Raw genomic sequence first — 19,296 nt, 5'->3', positions numbered from 1 at the left:
ATTAGGCAGACTGAAGGTTTTTAGAAGCATAAAGAATTCGCGAAACAACTTCACTCGATGCTTTTATTGTAAAAGCATCTAGAGAAGACTTAGCCTCAGTTAATTCGTCCAATTTTGTTCGGAGTTCCATGTCAGCACTCAGCGATTCATTTATATCTAATCGCTCGTCCTCATTTACCTCGTCGTATAGAAATCTTAATAGGTCATTTTCTGTAAAGGTTTTTGTCATACGCGTTTTGGGTTTGCTCAAATCTCTTTCTTAAGTTTATTAAAGCATACCTCATTCTTCCTAGCGCAGTATTTATACTAACATCCGTAGCATCTGCAATCTCCTGAAAGCTCATTTTCATGTAGTGCCGCATTACCAGCACTTCTCGCTGAGATTCCGGTAGATCCTTAATAAAGGCCTTAAGAAGGTTATGGGTATCCTGTTTTATATGTTCTTCTTCAATAGACGACTCGGAGAAATCAAGCGTATTAAAAACACTGCTGCCATCTTCCATCACAATCATTGGATATCGCTTGGCTTTTCTAAAGTGGTCTATGGACAGGTTGTGAGCGATTCGAAGAATCCAAGGGAGAAATTTCCCTTCTTCATTATACCTGCCTGATTTTATGGTACGAATAGCCTTTATGAAAACCTCTTGCATAAGGTCTTCGGCTGTATACCTATCTTTTACAATTAAATAAATAGTGGTAAAAACCCTGTCTTTATGACGATTGAGGAGTTCCTCAAATGCCTCTTCGTTTCCTCCGATATAGAGGGATAGCAATTCGCTATCATTCAAACTTGTCTTATTCATGTAATTCACCTGTTTGTTAACGTAGAGGTCTATATCATATTGTATGGTTTAGGGTTAAAAAAATTTAGCGGACAAGAATATAAAAATTAAACAACTCGAAAAAGTAAGCACCTTATTTTTGTGCCCACTCGAACCGAATTTCTTAGTTAGTGTTTCATAGACAGATAAACCCCTAAAATGGTTGGATTTTTTCGTAAGATTTTGTCTCTAATCGCGTGTTTAGCATTCTTTTCTGGCTTCAATCAGCAAGTTTCTGAAATTATGTATGAAAGCGAAAACTTAATTATTGAGCAAATAACAGAAGACGTTTTTGTACATATCTCTTATTTGAAAACTGATGATTATGGAAAAGTAAAATGTAATGGGGCCATTTTTAAAAGTGAAAACGAAGTGATCGTCTTGGATACTCCAACGGACGACTCAACTTCCCTTGAGTTAATTAAATGGATTGAAGAATCTCTCAAAAGCAAAGTCCGCGCTGTGGTACCTACGCATGCTCATCATGATTGTCATGGAGGGATAAGCGCTTTTGCTAAAAAGGGGATAGCATCATATGCAAATAGTCAAACAATAACTGCCGCCAAAGCTGATAGTGTTTTTTTAAATAGCATACCATTTGATAGCTTGATCAATTTAAGTTTTGGACAAGAAAAAGCAATAATCTCATTCCAAGGACGTGGGCATACTCGGGAAAACGTGGTTGCATTTTATCCAAAAGCAAATGCATTGTTTGGCGGATGCCTCGTGAAAGCCATAGGGGCTGGCAAAGGATATCTTGGAGATGCAGATACAGTAGCCTGGTCAAACACTATACGCTTAATCAAATCTTCATTTCCAAACCTAAAAATCGTCATCCCAGGACATGGAAAAACTGGAGATTCGAAACTATTAGACTATACTGCGACTTTATTTGAGCAAGAAAGGAACTGATGAATACCAACATAGATAAACTGGATCCTAAAGAGTACATCATCATTAAAGGTGCAAGGGTTAATAACCTCAAAAACCTTGATGTTGCAATCCCTCGCGATCAATTGGTAGTAATCACCGGTCTTTCTGGCTCTGGTAAATCCTCCCTCGCATTTGATACCTTGTTTGCCGAAGGTCAGAGAAAATATGTAGAAAGCCTTAGCTCATATGCTCGACAGTTTCTTGGAAGAATGGAGAAGCCGGAAGTCGACTATATCAAAGGTGTGGCGCCAGCCATAGCTATTGAGCAAAAAGTATCTTCTCGAAACCCAAGATCAACAGTTGGGACAACGACAGAAATTTATGATTACCTCAAGCTTCTTTTTGCCCGTATTGGAAAGACAATTTCGCCGGTTTCGGGCAAGGAGGTAAAAAAAGATACAGTGACGGATGTTGTTGATTATATCCTATCACATGAAGAGGGATCTAAATTGATGATTACAACACCTCTCAAGCAAAAAGAAAAACGCTCCCTTGCCAAAGAACTTGAGATTCTGATGAGCAAAGGCTATACAAGAATTCTAATAGGCGAAGAAGTTGCTTTTATTGAGGACATTATTAAAACAAAAGAGCAGCCCAAAGAGCAAATTGAAATACTAATTGATAGGGCAGTAGTTCAAAGGGATGAAGCGACTCAATTCAGATTATCTGACTCTGTACAAACAGCATTTTTCGAAGGTGAAGGAGATTGCTTTGTCACAGTAGTCGGAAAGGGAAAGAAAAGTTTTTCAGACCGGTTTGAGCTTGATGATATTCTTTTTGAAGAACCTACGGTTAATTTCTTCAGCTTTAATAATCCCTACGGGGCATGTCGCAGATGTGAAGGTTTTGGACGGGTCTTAGGCATTGATCCAGACTTGGTAATTCCGGATAGGAATCTTTCAGTTTATGAAGGTGCAATTGCTCCTTGGAAAGGCGAAACAATGAAGAAATGGGCTGAGCCACTCCTTCGAGAGGGAATTCGATTTGACTTCCCTATCCATCGGCCAATTGCCGAACTGACAAAAGAAGAGTACAACTTATTATGGACTGGAAATGAATATTTTGAAGGGTTAAATGCATTTTTTGCTCATCTGGAATCAAAGCTTCATAAGATCCAATATCGAGTAATGCTATCTAGATATAGAGGTAAAACTACGTGTCCTGATTGTAGAGGAACGAAGCTGAGAAAAGATGCCAGCTATGTTAAGATTGACAAGCAATCGATAACTGACCTAGTATTAATGCCTGTCAAAAAACTGAGGCCATTTTTTGACACAATTAAGCTCAGCAAACATGATGAGAAGGTCGCTAAAAGAATACTAGATGAAATTAAAAACAGGCTATCATATCTAGATCAAGTCGGCTTAGGATACCTAACCTTAAATAGGTTGACCAATTCATTGTCTGGAGGGGAGTTTCAACGAATAAAATTGGCAACTTCGTTGGGCAGCGCCCTTGTTGGATCTATGTACATTCTAGATGAGCCTAGCATTGGTCTTCATCCTCGCGATACAGATCGATTAATAGATGTATTAAAAACATTACGAGACGTAGGCAATACCGTTATTGTTGTCGAACATGAGGAGAAAGTAATGGAAGCAGCGGATCAAATTATAGACATTGGTCCTGATGCCGGTGTATTTGGTGGTGAACTGGTCTTTCAAGGAAAGACTTCAGAAATGAACGGCGAAACCAATTCCTACACCTCCAAGTACCTTCAAGGAAAAGAAATTATTTCTGTTCCAGAAAGGCGTAGACCCTGGAGAACTTCCATTCAAATAGAAGGTGCTAGGGAAAATAATTTAAAAGATATTGATGTTGAAGTACCATTAGGAGTACTTACAGTTGTTACGGGTGTAAGTGGCTCAGGCAAGTCTACCTTGGTTCGTAAAATCATGCATCCTGCTATAGGAAAGCAACTTGGTTTGATTGGGGAAGCTTCGGGAAAATTTTCAAATCTAACCGGCAACTACAAAAAAATTACCCAAGTTGAATTCGTAGATCAGAATCCAATCGGAAAAAGTTCTAGGTCAAACCCTGTTACTTATGTGAAGGCCTATGACGGCATTCGTCAATTATTTTCGGATCAACCATTATCGAAATCTAATGGTTTCAAACCAGCTCATTTCTCATTCAATGTTGATGGTGGTCGATGCGAGGTATGTGAAGGAGAGGGAACTGTAAAAATTGAAATGCAATTTATGGCAGACCTCCACCTTACTTGCGAAAATTGTGGTGGGCAGCGGTTTAAAAGGGAAATTCTTGAAGTCAAGTACAACGACAAGAACATATCTGAAGTACTAGACCTTTCTGTTCAGGAAGCCATCAAATTCTTCGAAGGAAACAATGCCATTACTAATAAACTGCAACCACTATTTGACGTAGGGCTTGGATATGTAAAGCTCGGCCAAGGATCTAATTCATTGAGTGGTGGAGAGGCTCAACGTGTTAAACTGGCTAGCTTTTTATCGAAAGGAAGCAAAAGCAACAGCACCGATCATATTTTATTCATCTTTGATGAACCAACAACAGGTCTTCATTTTCATGATATCAAAAAGCTCTTGGATGCAATCAATGCTTTAGTTGATGCAGGCAATTCAGTAGTAATTATTGAGCACAACACTGAGGTAATTAAAAATGCTGACTGGATAATAGACTTAGGCCCGGAAGGCGGAGAAGAAGGTGGCACAGTATGTTTTGCCGGACTTCCTGAAGATATGATTAAGCTTAAAAACAATCATACCGCTGAATACTTAAAAGAGAAAATCTAAGAACCTACTCCTCTAGCAAGTACTTTCTCATTCGGTGATTAATACTTCCCATATTCGGTGTATCATTAGGATTTCCTTCTACAATTCCAGATAAAAACCCTATAGCTTTAGCTTCAAAACCAAGCGCCTTGGCAACTTTCTCGCTAAATGTGATTTCACTCATCAAGACTTTGCCATCAATTTTCATGAGCTTGACCATGTAAACAAGTACGTCTACTTTTTCGTCAAAGCTCAACTCTTTAACCAATTTTCCCGTCTTATCTGCATTTTGAAGCATCCCCTTAAGCTCAGACATAGATAAGCCTTGTCTCTCAGCTACTTCACGAATAAACTCTTTTTCAGAGCTATCAAAGATCCCATCTGCTTGAGCTATACCAACGAGAGCTCTGAATTTAACAACGTCTTTCATTAAACATTAGGTTTTAATCCCTCAAGATGATGAGAAACTCTGTATTGAGACACAATATGGCTTTAATAATTGATGAGTGGTCGGTTGAGATCGACCAAATGTTCTCTAGTTGTCAAAGTAAGACCCCAATTTCTTCATGTTCTCATCATTGACCTCAACATCGTACTTTACTTGTCCAGCTTCTATAAGAATGACGCGATCACATGATTCGGCAATGTTCTGCAAATTGTGACTCGATACAATCACGCATCTTCCGTGATCTTTCTGAGATCGAATCAACTTTCTCAGTTTAGCCTGCGATGTTGGATCCAAGTGAGCAAAAGGCTCATCCATAATCATATATTTTGGATCCCCTGCAAGCAAGGACAATACGCCTATTCTGACCTTTGTTCCAGTCGATAAATCGCGGATGTATTTCTTATTTTCATCTATATCCTGATTGGAAAATTCAGAATTATTGGCCAACAACTCCTCTACATTAAATTGAGAATTTTTCATCTTCAAAATGAAAGTCAAATACTCTTTGGGCTTCAAGAATTCAATTAAGAATGATTCATCGATAAAGGCATTCAAGTGGTTCTGCCAATCTGCCGAAATATTTACATGAACATCTTCAACAGAAACAAATCCAGAATCTGGCTTTAACAAATCGAGGATGGATTTGAAAAATGTGGTTTTCCCAGCACCATTGTTCCCAACAACACCGATGCACTCACCAGGATGAATTTCTAAATCATCAATATTAAGTGCTTGAATTCCATTAAAGGATTTAGAGAGGTTTTGAATCTTAATCATGCTTTGAAACTTTGAGATAAGTGATACTTTCTTGAGTGATATTTTTTGGCAATCGCATTGGTGATTGGTTGGAATAGTGCAATACCAATAAGTCCGAGGATTCCTAAAAGATAGATGGCACTATCTCCAAAAACTCCTAAACCAAATCCATAAACAAACAGAGGTAACAGTATAACCATGAAACTGCTCACAAAAATTGGAGCAGTCATCATTCCATTATAATTCATGAATGAATTTTCAGTTAAGACAATCTTTGTGCTATTCAATGTAGATCTGTATAAGACAAGAGGTATAGTTACTCCTACATTGTAGATAAAGACCATAAATAAAGTGCTAAAACTAAGCCCATTAATAATGACTGGAATAGATGCTAAAACCAATCCTACAACACAAGTGCCTACATAAAAAATGTACCTCGTTTTGATAAATGTTTTTGGTGAGATATTGGTTATTAAAAAATCAAAGTAGGTACCCTCCCATCCTAACGAATAGACGCCATGTTGAATAATGAAGAAACCCGTCGTGATAAAGCAGATGAGAGTTACCAACATCCAATCAGTCTCACCATCGAGAAGAAACGGTAAAATGATCACACTTATCAATCCCATCAAAAGATTACTCCTCGTTCGTTTGTTCCTTACCAATAAAGCCCACTCCAATTGAAAAACTGGGTTTTTAAAACTTAAAACGGGAAGCGATTCCATAAAATCCGATGTGCCCGCCTTTTCATTAACTTCTCTTGCTTCTATGGAGGACTTAATCATTCGGAATGCTATGACAGCTGATGCAATTAGCCACACTAAAGCCACAGGTAAATAGAAAATGCTATTAGCAATATTTAAAGTAGGAATAAGCCACTGAACTAAGAATCCTAACAGTATGGTGCCCACCAAAATGCCCTTTACATTCTTTGACGCAAATTGACATATAAGACCTATAAAGTGATTGCCGATCCACCAGACAAAAACAGTAATCATTGCAGACACTCCCAACCACTCATTGGCCTTCACGCCAACCGTCAATATCGAAATAGTTAGGATAAATGGGATGATCCCAAAGAAAGAAGTAAGCAGGTATTGGCTCGCAATCTTAGTTGACGAATTAGTCCAAAGAACATAGTACTTCAATTTTGGAAGAGGTCTTCTAAAAACTAAACGAATACCCAAATCACCAAAAACATAAGACATCAAAAACAACTGATAGTTTATATCCGATTGCGCAAAAAAATTGCTCAAATCAATTGCATAGGATTCAAGCTGTCCAAAGCTGACTGAAATAGAACTGCCAAACAGTATTGCAAGGATTACAAACGCAACAACTTCTCCATCAAAGGACTTACTCCTAAATACGGATTGAAAATGATGTTTTAAGTAAAATAGGTCCATTCAAAAATTGTTTTAAGAGCGATAATGCTCCACGGTTAGTATCATTGCACTCGAAAAAATTACAAAGGCATGAGAAAAAATATCGTAGCAGGGAATTGGAAGATGAATTGCTCACTATCAGAAGGTAAGAAATTAGCTTCTGAAGTAATTAATATGGTTCAAGATGAAATAAAATCCGATACACAAGTCATATTAATACCTCCATTTATTCACCTTACGAGTATCCAAAGTCTAATTGGTTCATCAGCACAGGTCTCTTTAGGTGCCCAAAACTGTAGTCAGCATGCAAAAGGAGCCTATACAGGTGAAGTTTCAGCAGAGATGTTGATTTCAGCAGGTGCGACAAGTGTCATTCTTGGACATAGTGAACGTCGCGAATACTTCAATGAAAGCGATGAACTACTTGCAGATAAAGTCAAATTTGCACTTGAGAACAGTCTAACGCCCATTTTTTGTTGCGGTGAAAAGCTAGAAGTTCGTGAAGCAGGAAATCATGAGCAACTTGTTGGAGCGCAAATCAACCAGGCATTATTCGGATTATCTGAAGATGAGATCCAGAAAGTCGTTATAGCATATGAACCTGTTTGGGCTATTGGAACAGGCGTCACAGCCTCTGCAGATCAAGCCCAAGAAATGCATGCTTTTATAAGGAGTCAAATTACCTCAAATTACAATCAGGAAATCGCAAACAGTGTTTCTATTTTGTATGGTGGTAGTGTAAAACCTGAAAATGCAAAAGAAATATTCTCACAAGAAGATGTTGATGGTGGTCTCATTGGTGGAGCTAGCTTAAAGTCACGCGATTTTACCAATATCATTAAGGCTTTCGACTGATGGAATTTATTACCATCAAAGTTTCGTGTACTCCGGAGTTTTCAGATTTATTGATAGCTGAACTTTTTGAGATCGGCTTTGATTCATTCCAAGAGTTTGATGATGGGTTTGAAGGAAGTTGCGATCAATCCCAATTTGACAGTGATGCTGTAGATAGTATCATAAAAAACTATCCCGATATATCATTTGTAGTAAAGGAGCAGGAAAAAATAAACTGGAACGAAGAGTGGGAAAAAAATTATGACCCTATAGTAGTACGTGATAAGTGCATTGTAAGAGCATCATTTCATGAACCACAACCACAGTTTGAATACGAGATTATTGTCACTCCAAAAATGTCTTTTGGTACTGGGCATCATGCTACTACATATCAGGTTCTTGATTACCAAATGAACCTCGATCACAGTAACAAAAAAGTGTTAGATGTTGGAACTGGAACCGGAATCTTAGCGATTATGGCTAAAAAAAGAGGTGCATCCTACATTTCCGCTACTGATATTGATGAATGGTGTATAGAAAATAGTGAGGAGAATTTTGCGTTGAATAACGTAAATGATGTGAGTTTAGTAAAAGGACAAATCGAAGAGGTAAATGAATCCGATTTTGATATTGTAATTGCCAACATCAATAAAAACGTTTTGCTGGAGCAAATCCCCGCTTATTGCGATCGTCTCAAAAATGGAGGAAAGCTAATATTAAGTGGCTTCTACGAAAACGATATTGACGACATTATTGAAGTAGCCAAGAAAAATGGGATGGAAAAACTGCAAACTACAACAAGAGATAATTGGGCAATGCTCGTTCTAAACAAACTCTACGTCTAAAACAAACGTCTAATTGACGATACAGTGAGGACTTATAAATATCTTTATCGCATTATGCGCTCGCTTATTCTTACAATAGTCGCATTGATGCTAACTGTTAGTTCAGTTCAAGCTCAACGATATTCCGAAGATAAAACGGAGTTTCGTGGGCAAGCTATTGCCAAGCTTAGATCTATTGGAACTGAGTCGGCCAGAAAAATCGCCTACGATTTTCAAAACGCTTGGGATGGGAAATTTACGAACGCCCAACAAGATAAAGCGCATAAGATTGCACTTGCAATGCAAAAAAAGGGGTATGAGTTTTACCCATATTTCTACCACTATTTCACCTACCTCGCTTACTCAGTAGCCCAAGAAAATTTACAAAGAGACCAGCTCGACAAAGTACTTGAAATCAATGAACAAGTAGTTCAAACACTTAATAGGACAGAATACAAAGAATTTCTGTTTGGACTTAATATTTATTTTGCGAGACGTTACCTCAGCTTAGACAAAAACCTTGTCGTACAGGCGCCAGAAGGTACTTATGAATTCAAGTTGTTGGATGAGTATATCCAAATAGAGCCTGATGAAGAAATTGTAGAAGAAGAGATTGCGGAGGATTCTATTGCACTCATCTCTGAAGATGAAATGCCAGAGATAATTGATCAGCCAGCTGACGATTCATGGGGAAATGACTCCTGGGGGGACAATAATGATAGCTGGGGAAACAATGATTCTTGGGGGAACTCAGATGATTCTTGGGGTGATAGCAATGACTCGTGGGGAGACTCTGATGACTCTTGGGGTGATTCTAACGATTCATGGGGAAGCGATGATAGCTGGGGAAATTCTAATGACTCGTGGGGAAGTGAACCGGAGCCAGTTCAAGAACAGCCCAAAGCCGTAAGACCTAGCTATACACCTGCTGTTACGGATTATTTGACCCTAAAACAGTATCAATATGTACATCCTGAATTAGAAGGCCCTGTAATAGAAATATTAAACGCGAGAACAATAATTGCCACTCCATTTGATTCGTTAAAACTTAAAAGTGTTAAGGGCAGTTTTCTCTTGAAGGACCGTACTTTGGTTGGATCGCAAGGTTCATTGGATTGGCCAGGAAGAAATATGAAATTCAGAGGGGCTGTTATCCAGCTTAAAGATTTTCATCTCAAAAAAGATAGATCCGACTTTTGGACTCCCAATGCATCTCTACAATTTGAAAAGTTCTCGGGGGAAGGTCAAATAGATGGTGTATTCGAATTCAATAGCACACGAAGACCGAAAAGAGCCCTGAGTAAATACCCAATATTTACATCCAATAAGGCTGACGTTTCAGTAAAATTTGATGACGACAAATTGAGCTATATAGGAGGGATACAACTTAAAGGCAATAAGCTCTATGGAAAGTCCGTATCAAGAGAACTTGGAACACTTAAGATATTAGATGGTAGAGGAAATACTGTTGTACTAAAATCACTAGATTTTTTCCTTGGAGATTCAACCGTCTCAATGAACAAAGGATCTGTCACAATACTCCATGGCAGTGATTCAATTGTTCACAAATCAGTACGAGCAAAATTTGATCTGCTAAGCAGACAGTTGATGATACTTCGGAATAATACACTCACCCCTTTCAAATCGTCATACTTTGATGTCTCAATGAATGTGGACTTGGTTAAATGGAATATGGAAGTTGATTCGATTTCTATGGAATTGATGAATGGAAAAGACCTCCTACCTGCAACCTTCGAATCTGCTAATTTTTTCGATCTGATTAGGTATCGAAAAATGGGAAGATTTCTTGACTTCCATCCTATTAATGCATTTGTGTTTTATGCTCGTAAGTATGATATAGAAGAATTCTACGTAGGTGAATTAGCATTAGAATATGGAATAGACGAACGACAAGCTAAAGCTGGTGCGAAGCTGCTTTCGGAATATGAGTTTGCCGATTATGATAGAAGCACGGGTCTAGTAAAGCTTTTTCAAAAATCATTCCTCTATTACGACGCCTCGGCTGAAGCAATTGACTTTGATAACTTTATGGTTCCTTCTAAGATCAAGGATGGAGCCAATGCTCACATGCAACTTGATAGTGGAAAATTAAATATCAAAGGAGTTAGCCGATTCTACCTTACCACAGACTTTAAAATTTATGGAGAGCCTGCGGATAGTACTGTCACATTATTAAAGGGAAGGAATCTTGAATTTGATGGAATGGTACATGCCGGAGACTTTCAATACAAAGGTGTTGGGCATCAATTCGATTATGAAGAATTTATTGTGAACATGCCGCAAATTGACTCAATGAGGCTTACTGTGCCATTAAGGGATTCAACCAACGCTGAAGCAGGTTTACAAACCACTACTCTTCAAAATGAACTTACAGAAACCTCTGGCACACTGCATATCAACACAAGTGATAACAAATCAGGTATTGTTGAAAAGAAACGTTACCCATTTTTTAATTCAGATAGTGAAGCGATTGTCTACTTTGATGGCAAAGAAGTACTTAATGGTGCCTATGACAAATCTGTGAGGTTTATTATCCCTCCATTTGAGGTAGATAGCATCGAACGAGAGGATGGTGAAAGTATAAGTTTTGAAGGAACCTTTAATTCAGGTGGTATTTTCCCAACTTTTCCGGAAACACTGCATGTCCAAGAAGATCGATCGCTTGGCTTTAAGCATCAGATTCCGACCGAAGGATATAACCTGTATGGAACAGAAGCAAAAACCTACGAAGAAATTAGACTAAGTAACAAGGGTATGCGTGGGTATGGCCAAATTGACTTTCTAACTACCACCATTTACTCAGACGACTTCATTTATTATCCAGACTCTGTAACCACAGATGGTACCGGCGGAGTTATTTCTCCCGGGGACTATAAAGGAGCAAGTTATCCAGAGGCAGTATTAGGAACTTATGATATGTATTGGCTTCCTAGAAAAGATAGTATGTATTTGCGTACAGTTGGAGAGCCTTTCAAATTCTATAATGCTACAGCAGAGCTCACTGGTGAGGCTAATATCACTACAAAAGGAGTATACGGTGGAGGGACCATGCTTACACGGGGGTCTAGATCTAAATCTGACGAACTAAATTTTAAAGAACTTGAATATGGCGCAAGACATGCTCAATTTGAAGTTCTCACTGACGATCCAACAAAACCTGCAATGGCAGGAGATGACATTAGATTGGATTTCGACTTGACCAATAACACCGCTACCATACGGCCTGAACGCATTGGTGTAGCCGCAATTTCGTTCCCATATGCCCAAATGAAAACTTCAATTACTGAAGCTGTATGGGATCTGGAAGACTCGGTTGTAACTATGACCAAGCCAGACAATATACCAATTGAAGATTCTTACTTCTTTACAACTAGAGATGATCTTGATTCGTTGGCATTTAATGCTGAAAAAGCAATTTATGACATCAATACGCAGGAGCTTAATGTTCAAGGCATCCCATTCATTACAGTTGCGGATTCTAAAATCATTCCTGAAGGGAATGAAACAACCATTCTCGCCAATTCAGTCCTTCAGAAATTTGAGAATGCTGAAATAATCATTGACACACTCAATGGTTATCACTATTTAGATAGGGCGTCTATCAGGATTATTTCAAGAAACAAATTTGAGGGCAATGCATTCTATCAACAGATTGTAGGACTAGACACATTTGATATTAGGTTTGACAGCTTTGAATTACAAGAGGTCCCTTTTGGAGAACCTGATAGAAAAGGACGCTATCAAACTCGATTGATGACAGTATCAGGGGGTGAAGTATTGGAAAACCAAAATGTAGTTATATCACCTGGATTCTACTACAAAGGATCAGTAATTATGTATGCCTCAAAACCAGCTCTTGAGCTCGATGGCCTCGTAAAACTAGATTTGGCTGACCCTGACTATGAAAATTGGGTACAATTTAGACGTGAGGAAGGAGAGAAAGATGTAGCTCTGCCTTTTGACAATGCAGTGCTTGAAAGTGGTGAGGCTGTCAGAGCAGGTATTCACTTAGACGTAAGGGATGAACCATACGCAACTTTTGTCGAGCCTAAAACAAATGGATCTGATCCGGACTTCTTCATGGCAAGTGGTGTGCTGACCTTTACAGATTCAACAAAAACTTATAGAATAGAGAATCCAGCAAAGACAGATGGCACTTCTTATCAGGGACATACGATGATGTATATGGATAGCTCCAAGTCAATAGTTTTTGAGGGGAAAGTCAATTTTATAAATCCGCTTAACAATCAAATTAAAGTAGATGCTTCTGTACTTGGAGTCGGAAATAAAGCAACGAATGAATATTCTGGTGATGCAATGATCGCACTGGACTTTCCAGATGCCCCATCTGGAACATTTGAAATAATGGCTGAGGAGCTTATTGATATAATCGAACGAATTGGCCCTCCTGCTGCTAATAATATCACATTAGAAATGCTGTATAAGCTGGCCAACTTAACTAATGACGCAACGGCGAAAAACTTTGAGCAATCAAGTTTAAAAGATTACACACCTCTTGTTTCTGCATCTCGTGCGTTAGAGCGTCAATTGCTTATTACAGGAGTAAAGATGAAATGGGATCAAGGACAAAAAGCATGGCATAACACTACTAAATTGGGGATATCAAACATTTATCGTAATGACGTCAACGCGAAACTTGACGGTTTCCTAGAAATAAAGAAAGACGAATCTGGAGCTGAAGTAGTGAATTTATTTATCCAAGCGGCACCTGGAGTTTGGTTTTACATTGGATATACATTCAACCAATTGGTATTGTACTCTTCAAGCCCTGATTTTAATGAGCTAATCAAATCCAAATCCAACGTTGAAAGTTCTAAGCCTGGTGAAATGATAATTGCAGTTGGAACTGAGACGGAAACGCTCACATATATTAATGACTTCAGACTCAATTATTTCGGCATCAAAGAACCATATAACCTGGTTTCACCTGATGACGTGAATGTCGAAGACGAAAACTTTGATACCATTGAAGAAGACGATGAGGATGACGGCTTTGGATTTGAATAAGTAGCTTTAGTAGCTATTTTGTGTTTTAGCAACTCTTACTGAATTAAGTTTGCAAAAAACAACTTATCCATGAGTGCTATTTCCTACATTCAAGAAAACAAAGACCAATTCTTAAATGAACTTCTCGATCTACTAAGAATTCCATCTGTAAGTGCTGATTCCAAATATGCTGGCGATGTAAGAAAAGCCGCTGAATTTCTTAAAGAAAGATTTGACGAACTAGGAACACATGTTGAAATCTGCGAAACTGCCGGATATCCGATTGTTTATGCAGAACATATAAAAGACCCCAACTTACCAACCGTTCTCGTTTACGGTCATTATGATGTTCAACCAGCTGATCCGTATGAGCTTTGGGATTCTCCTCCATTCGAACCAGTTGTAAAAAACGAAAAAATTTATGCTAGAGGCTCAGCGGACGACAAAGGACAAGTCTACATGCATGTAAAAGCATATGAAGCATTACTAAAGACTGACAGCTTGCCATGTAATGTTAAATTCATGATCGAAGGAGAAGAAGAGGTTGGCTCTGAAAATCTTGAAGTATTTGTGAAAGAGAATAAGGAAAAATTAGCTGCAGATGTAATCCTGATATCTGACACAGCCATTCTTAGCAACGACACGCCTTCCATTACAGTTGGTTTAAGGGGATTGAGCTATTTAGAAGTAGAAGTAACTGGGCCAAACCGAGATCTCCATTCAGGAACTTATGGAGGAGCTGTTGGAAACCCGATCAACACGCTTTGTCAAATGATCGCTTCTTTGCAAAACGAAAAAGGAGAAATCACCATACCTGGGTTTTATGATAAGGTTGAAGTGTTATCAGATGACTACAGAAAGAAAATGAACCTCGCGCCTTTTGATCTTTCAGAATACAAGGAGCATCTAGATATTGAAACTGTAAAAGGCGAAGAAGGATACACGACTATCGAACGAACTGGAATAAGACCTACACTAGATGTCAATGGAATTTGGGGAGGATATATTGGAGAAGGCGCTAAAACGGTATTGCCATCAAAAGCTTACGCTAAAATCTCCATGCGATTAGTACCAAATCAGGTGAGCAGCGAGATCACAGAAATGTTTACCAACCATTTCATGAGTATAGCACCTGAGCATGTCAAGGTTAAAGTCACCCCTCATCATGGTGGTGAAGCGTCAGTCATCCCGACAGACTCAATAGGCTATAAGGCCGCCGCTAAAGCTATGGAAAAGACTTGGGGGAAAGAGCCTATTCCTACAAGAGAAGGTGGAAGTATTCCAATCGTAGCGCTATTTCAAGAAGTGCTGGGACTAGACTCGATCTTAATGGGATTTGGCCTTAATGAAGACGCCATTCACTCTCCAAATGAAAGCTATGGCCTTTTCAATTATTACAGAGGCATTGAAACGATTTCTCATTTCTATCAGTTCTTCACTGATATGTCAAAGTCATAAGAAATGAAAAAGACTTTTTTTATTGGGTTACTACTCTTAACAGCCTTATCTACAATTGGTCAAGTTTTAAAGCCAATTAGTTGGGAGGTAGAACTATCGGAATCATCTCCTGGAGTTGGCGACGAAATAGAGATCAGATTCAAAGCAAAAATCGAACAAGATTGGTATCTGTATTCGTCGGACTTTGATCCAGACCTTGGTCCAATGGTAACTGAGTTTGAGTTTAATAAAGATGATTCATACGAACTCATAGACGGGATTAAGCCAGTAAATCCTTTAAGAGGATATGATTCAGCTATCTGGGGTGGGGAATACAGTTATTTCAAAAAAGAGGGACTCTTCATTCAAAAGGTCAAAATACTAAAAGAAGACTTTAAGATTTCTGGAATCTATCTCTATCAAGTTTGTTCTGACGTAGATGGTAAATGCATCCCGTTTGATGATGAATTCCTCTTGTCAAATGGCGATTCCAAAAATGATGAAATAAAAAAAAAGACTGAATTAGACCAACAGGGAAGCAGTCTGTGGTCCATATTATTAACCGCTTTCTTGGCTGGGCTAGTTGCGCTTCTCACGCCCTGTGTATACCCAATGATACCTATGACGGTATCCATATTTCTTAAGCAGAGCAAAAGCAAAAAAGAAGGAATAGCAAAGGCCTTAATTTATGGCTTATCTATAGTTGTCTTTTTTAGCTTACTCGGTTTTCTTATTTCGTTTATTTGGGGATTTACCGCACTCAATGAACTTAGCACGCACTGGTTATTTAATCTGATAATATTCTCTGTTTTTATACTTTTCGCGCTGTCATTTTTTGGGCTTTTCGAAATCACACTTCCTTCTGGACTTGTTAATAAAATTGATCAACAAGCAGATAGAGGTGGCTTGATTGGAATCTTCTTCATGGCTATCACGCTAGTATTGGTAAGCTTCTCGTGCACCTTCCCAATCGTAGGCACGGCGCTCATAAATACACTTAGTGGTGGTAGTATTATTGATGGCACCTCAGCTATGTTTGGATTTTCGCTAGCGTTTGCAATTCCTTTTACTGGATTTGCCATATTCCCTGCTTGGCTTAAATCAATGCCTGAGTCTGGTGGCTGGCTAAATTCCGTAAAGGTAGTTTTAGGGTTTCTGGAGTTGGCGCTAGCTTTAAAATTCCTAAGCGTTGCAGATCTTTCCTATCACTGGGGTATTCTCGACAGAGAGATTTTTATTGCACTTTGGATAGCCATTTTTGGTCTATTAGGATTATATCTTATTGGTAAGCTAAAGTTAAAAAGTGACTCAGATTCTGATAAAATTTCGGTAGCACGACTAATTCTTGCCGTAGGTACTTTTGCATTCGTGTTCTCACTAGTTCCTGGATTATGGGGCGCCCCTCTTAAATCACTTTCTGGCTTCCTTCCTCCAATGAGCACGCATAATTTTAACCTGCTTCAGGTTGATGCTGGTGGAAATACATGTGAAGACCCTAACTATTCAGACATTCTCCATTGGCCGCACGGTTTAAATGGCTATTTCGATTATGAACAAGCAGTTTCATGTGCCAAAGAACAGGGAAAACCCATCTTCATTGATTTTACAGGTCACGGTTGCGTAAACTGTAGGGAGATGGAGCAACGCGTTTGGTCAGACAATGAAGTATTAAAAAGACTAAGTCAAGATTTTGTGTTGGTTGCATTATACGTTGATGACAGAACGAAGCTGCCTGAATCCTCATGGTATGCATCAACTTTTGACGGAAAAACTAAAAAGACCATTGGGCAGCAAAACGCTGACTTTCAGATTACAAGGTTCAACAACAATGCGCAGCCATTTTATGTCATTCTTAATGATGATGAGCAGCTGCTTATTGAGCCACGAGCATATGATCTGAATGTCTCCTCTTTTATTGATTTTCTGGATAAAGCCTTGCAAAACCATCGAAATAACGCAGTTTTGTAGCGTCATCAAGCTAACTACATGAGAAAAACGAAAATCTGGCTGGTAATAACCGGACTTACAATCGCACTCATTTCAATTCTTTATTATCAAACTCCTGAGTCTGAAGAAGAGTTTGTTTCTGAAGAAGTAGAAGTCGACTCATCACTGATTTATACTCCCACACTTTATTACGGGTACCCGATAGACTCTTTTGATGTTGTAGAGGGAAAGGTAAAGTGGAATCAAAATTTATCCGAGATTCTATCTGCTTTCAATATTTCCTTTAAGGAAATCCACACCTTAGCACAAAATGCAAAAAGTGTATATGATGTTAGAAAGTTGAAAGCCGGAGCCAACTATTCCATAATTCATGATCGCGATTCCCTAAAAACAGCACGACAGTTCATCTTCGAGCCATCACAAACAGAGTTCGTAGTTTACAACTTAGTAGATACTATTTATGCAGAACTTCAAAAGAAGCCTATAAAAGTTACTGAGAGGCAGTTAGCTGCTGAAATAAATTCATCTCTTTATAATGCCATTTTGGATCAGGGAGCATCTCCACTTTTAGTCAATCAACTGGTTGACGTATTCGCATGGCAAGTTGATTTTTTTCGAATTGCTAAGGGAGATAAATTCAAACTTATTTATGAAGAAGAAACAGTTGAAGATAAAATAGTCGGTATAAAAAGTATTAAAGGAGCCTATTTCGAACATTGGGGTAAACCATATTATGCCATAGCATACCCGACTGATGAGAAAGTTGATTTCTTTGATGAAAAAGGAAATAGTCTAAGAAAAACCCTTCTAAGAGCACCTTTAAATTATTCAAGAATAAGTTCACGCTTTTCTTTGAGAAGATTCCATCCGGTTCAGAAAAGGTATAAAGCACACCTAGGTACGGACTATGCAGCTCCTACTGGTACTCCTATTCGAACGGTCGGAGACGGCGTTGTGTTAGAGGCTAGATATCATGGTGGTAATGGTAATTATGTTAAAATAAAACATAACAGCAATTACACTACTCAGTATCTTCATATGTCAAAAATTGCGCGCGGTATTCGACCTGGGACAACTGTTAAGCAAGGACAGACAATTGGTTATGTGGGTAGCACAGGATTAGCAAACGGACCGCACCTTTGTTTTCGTTTCTGGAAAAACGGAAGACAGGTTGATGCGTTGAAGGTTGATTTGCCTTCTTCCAGCGGTATCGATTCTACTAGAATTGGTGATTTTAAAGTGTTTAGTGACTCATTAAAATCAGTTTTAGACAACATAGATCTTGAAAATGTTGAACCCCTTCTTGCTAAAATACCATCTGAATCTGAGGACAATCCAAATCCCTAAATAGGTAGCAATAACATATAGTCTTGCCGAAACGCTAAAGTATTCTTTAGTTTTTGCATTTATTTGAGTTATTTTGGCTTAAATCATCCGAAATTCAAATGCGAAAAACATATTTGATCGCCTTTTTTTCGCTCGCTTTAGCAACTGCCTCAGTAGCTCAGGTCTCAAGTGATACCTTAGTGCGTGTATACGGCACTATGCTTAAAGCTCAAGATTCCACACCTGTTGTCGGGAATATCCTCTACGAAAAACTTCCATATTATGACGATATGGGTATGGCTTCAACGAAAACTAATGGCACTTTCGAACTTGAACTAGTCCAGGGTCAGAAATATAATATTTCAGTATCCAAAGACGGTTTTAACAAGTACACGGGAGAAGTTGATGTCAAGGGGAGTCAAGAATTCAACATCTATATTGAAGAAGATATCATTGAACTTCGAAAACTTGAGAATCTTATTTTCGCAAGGGGAAGCGATCAAATTTCACCTAGCTCTTATTCAGAGTTAAATGAATTAGCAATTTGGTTGAACGATAATCCTTCAATTATTATTCAACTTGAAGGTCATACGGATTTTGCTGGAAATCCAGACGCCAATATGCGCCTTTCAGAAGCAAGAGTAATTGCCGTTCAAGAATACCTGATAGATCAAAGAGTTAAGAAAAGTAGAATCTTCACCAAAGCATTTGGTGGAACCCAGCCAATAACCCAGGATAGAACTGACGAGGCCAAAGCCCTCAACAGAAGAGTAGAAGTAAGAGTTATCCGCCGTTAATTAAAGACAA

Annotated in this window: 14 protein-coding genes; 9 read left to right on the top strand and 5 right to left on the bottom strand. The window is 38.6% G+C overall.

Annotated elements, in window-relative coordinates; translation table 11 throughout:
- Window position 1: 1 nt before the first annotated feature.
- The gene (locus ACY650_RS09380; RefSeq protein ID WP_462254053.1) at window positions 2-229 is read right to left on the bottom strand and encodes a hypothetical protein; all 228 of its coding nucleotides are present in this window, start codon (window positions 227-229) and stop codon (window positions 2-4) included.
- Window positions 204-803, bottom strand: coding sequence for an RNA polymerase sigma factor (locus ACY650_RS09375; RefSeq protein ID WP_462254051.1), 600 nt, complete (start codon window positions 801-803; stop codon window positions 204-206). The genes ACY650_RS09380 and ACY650_RS09375 overlap by 26 nt, the downstream gene beginning before the upstream one ends.
- Before the next feature lie 177 nt (window positions 804-980).
- Between ACY650_RS09375 and bla the strand changes: the two genes are divergently transcribed.
- Both bla and uvrA read left to right on the top strand, forming a co-directional pair.
- A complete protein-coding gene (gene bla / locus ACY650_RS09370; RefSeq protein ID WP_462254049.1) occupies window positions 981-1,733 on the top strand; it encodes a subclass B1 metallo-beta-lactamase in 753 nt (250 codons plus the stop codon).
- A complete protein-coding gene (uvrA, locus tag ACY650_RS09365; RefSeq protein ID WP_462254047.1) occupies window positions 1,733-4,525 on the top strand; it encodes an excinuclease ABC subunit UvrA in 2,793 nt (930 codons plus the stop codon). The genes bla and uvrA overlap by 1 nt, the downstream gene beginning before the upstream one ends.
- Window positions 4,526-4,529: 4 nt before the next feature.
- Here uvrA and ACY650_RS09360 read toward each other — a convergent pair whose 3' ends face one another.
- The 3 genes from ACY650_RS09360 to ACY650_RS09350 all read right to left on the bottom strand — a co-directional run bounded on the left by ACY650_RS09360 (window position 4,530) and on the right by ACY650_RS09350 (window position 7,114).
- A complete protein-coding gene (locus ACY650_RS09360; RefSeq protein WP_462254045.1) occupies window positions 4,530-4,934 on the bottom strand; it encodes a tellurite resistance TerB family protein in 405 nt (134 codons plus the stop codon).
- Window positions 4,935-5,039: 105 nt separating this feature from the next.
- A complete protein-coding gene (locus ACY650_RS09355) occupies window positions 5,040-5,729 on the bottom strand; it encodes an ABC transporter ATP-binding protein (protein ID WP_462254043.1) in 690 nt (229 codons plus the stop codon).
- Window positions 5,726-7,114 (bottom strand): DUF5687 family protein, encoded by a 1,389-nt coding sequence (locus ACY650_RS09350; RefSeq protein ID WP_462254041.1) that lies wholly within the window; start codon window positions 7,112-7,114, stop codon window positions 5,726-5,728. Before ACY650_RS09350 ends, ACY650_RS09355 begins: the two co-directional genes overlap by 4 nt.
- A 69-nt stretch (window positions 7,115-7,183) precedes the next feature.
- Here ACY650_RS09350 and tpiA point away from each other — a divergent pair, with 69 nt between their 5' ends.
- The 7 genes from tpiA (at window position 7,184) to ACY650_RS09315 (ending at window position 19,286) form a co-directional block, all read left to right on the top strand.
- Window positions 7,184-7,948 (top strand): triose-phosphate isomerase, encoded by a 765-nt coding sequence (gene tpiA / locus ACY650_RS09345; RefSeq protein WP_462254039.1) that lies wholly within the window; start codon window positions 7,184-7,186, stop codon window positions 7,946-7,948.
- Window positions 7,948-8,772, top strand: a complete 825-nt coding sequence (prmA, locus tag ACY650_RS09340; protein WP_462254037.1) for a 50S ribosomal protein L11 methyltransferase — start codon at window positions 7,948-7,950, stop codon at window positions 8,770-8,772. Before tpiA ends, prmA begins: the two co-directional genes overlap by 1 nt.
- Window positions 8,773-8,826: 54 nt before the next feature.
- On the top strand, window positions 8,827-13,800 hold the full coding sequence (locus tag ACY650_RS09335) for a hypothetical protein (protein WP_462254035.1): 4,974 nt from the start codon (window positions 8,827-8,829) through the stop codon (window positions 13,798-13,800).
- Window positions 13,801-13,869: 69 nt separating this feature from the next.
- Window positions 13,870-15,237 carry a dipeptidase gene (locus ACY650_RS09330; RefSeq protein ID WP_462254033.1) on the top strand — a complete coding sequence of 456 codons (1,368 nt, stop codon included), beginning with the start codon at window positions 13,870-13,872 and terminating at the stop codon, window positions 15,235-15,237.
- 3 nt (window positions 15,238-15,240) lie between these two features.
- Window positions 15,241-17,184, top strand: coding sequence for a protein-disulfide reductase DsbD family protein (locus ACY650_RS09325; RefSeq protein WP_462254031.1), 1,944 nt, complete (start codon window positions 15,241-15,243; stop codon window positions 17,182-17,184).
- Window positions 17,185-17,202: 18 nt separating this feature from the next.
- Window positions 17,203-18,510 carry a peptidoglycan DD-metalloendopeptidase family protein gene (locus ACY650_RS09320; RefSeq protein ID WP_462254029.1) on the top strand — a complete coding sequence of 436 codons (1,308 nt, stop codon included), beginning with the start codon at window positions 17,203-17,205 and terminating at the stop codon, window positions 18,508-18,510.
- 98 nt (window positions 18,511-18,608) lie between these two features.
- On the top strand, window positions 18,609-19,286 hold the full coding sequence (locus ACY650_RS09315; RefSeq protein ID WP_462254027.1) for an OmpA family protein: 678 nt from the start codon (window positions 18,609-18,611) through the stop codon (window positions 19,284-19,286).
- Window positions 19,287-19,296 lie beyond the last annotated feature (10 nt).

Source organism: Ekhidna sp. (genome assembly GCF_963691765.1).
GTDB lineage: Bacteria > Bacteroidota > Bacteroidia > Cytophagales > Cyclobacteriaceae > Ekhidna.
The sequence above is the reverse complement of the archived record's forward strand: the minus strand, read 5'-3'. Positions and strand labels throughout refer to the sequence as shown.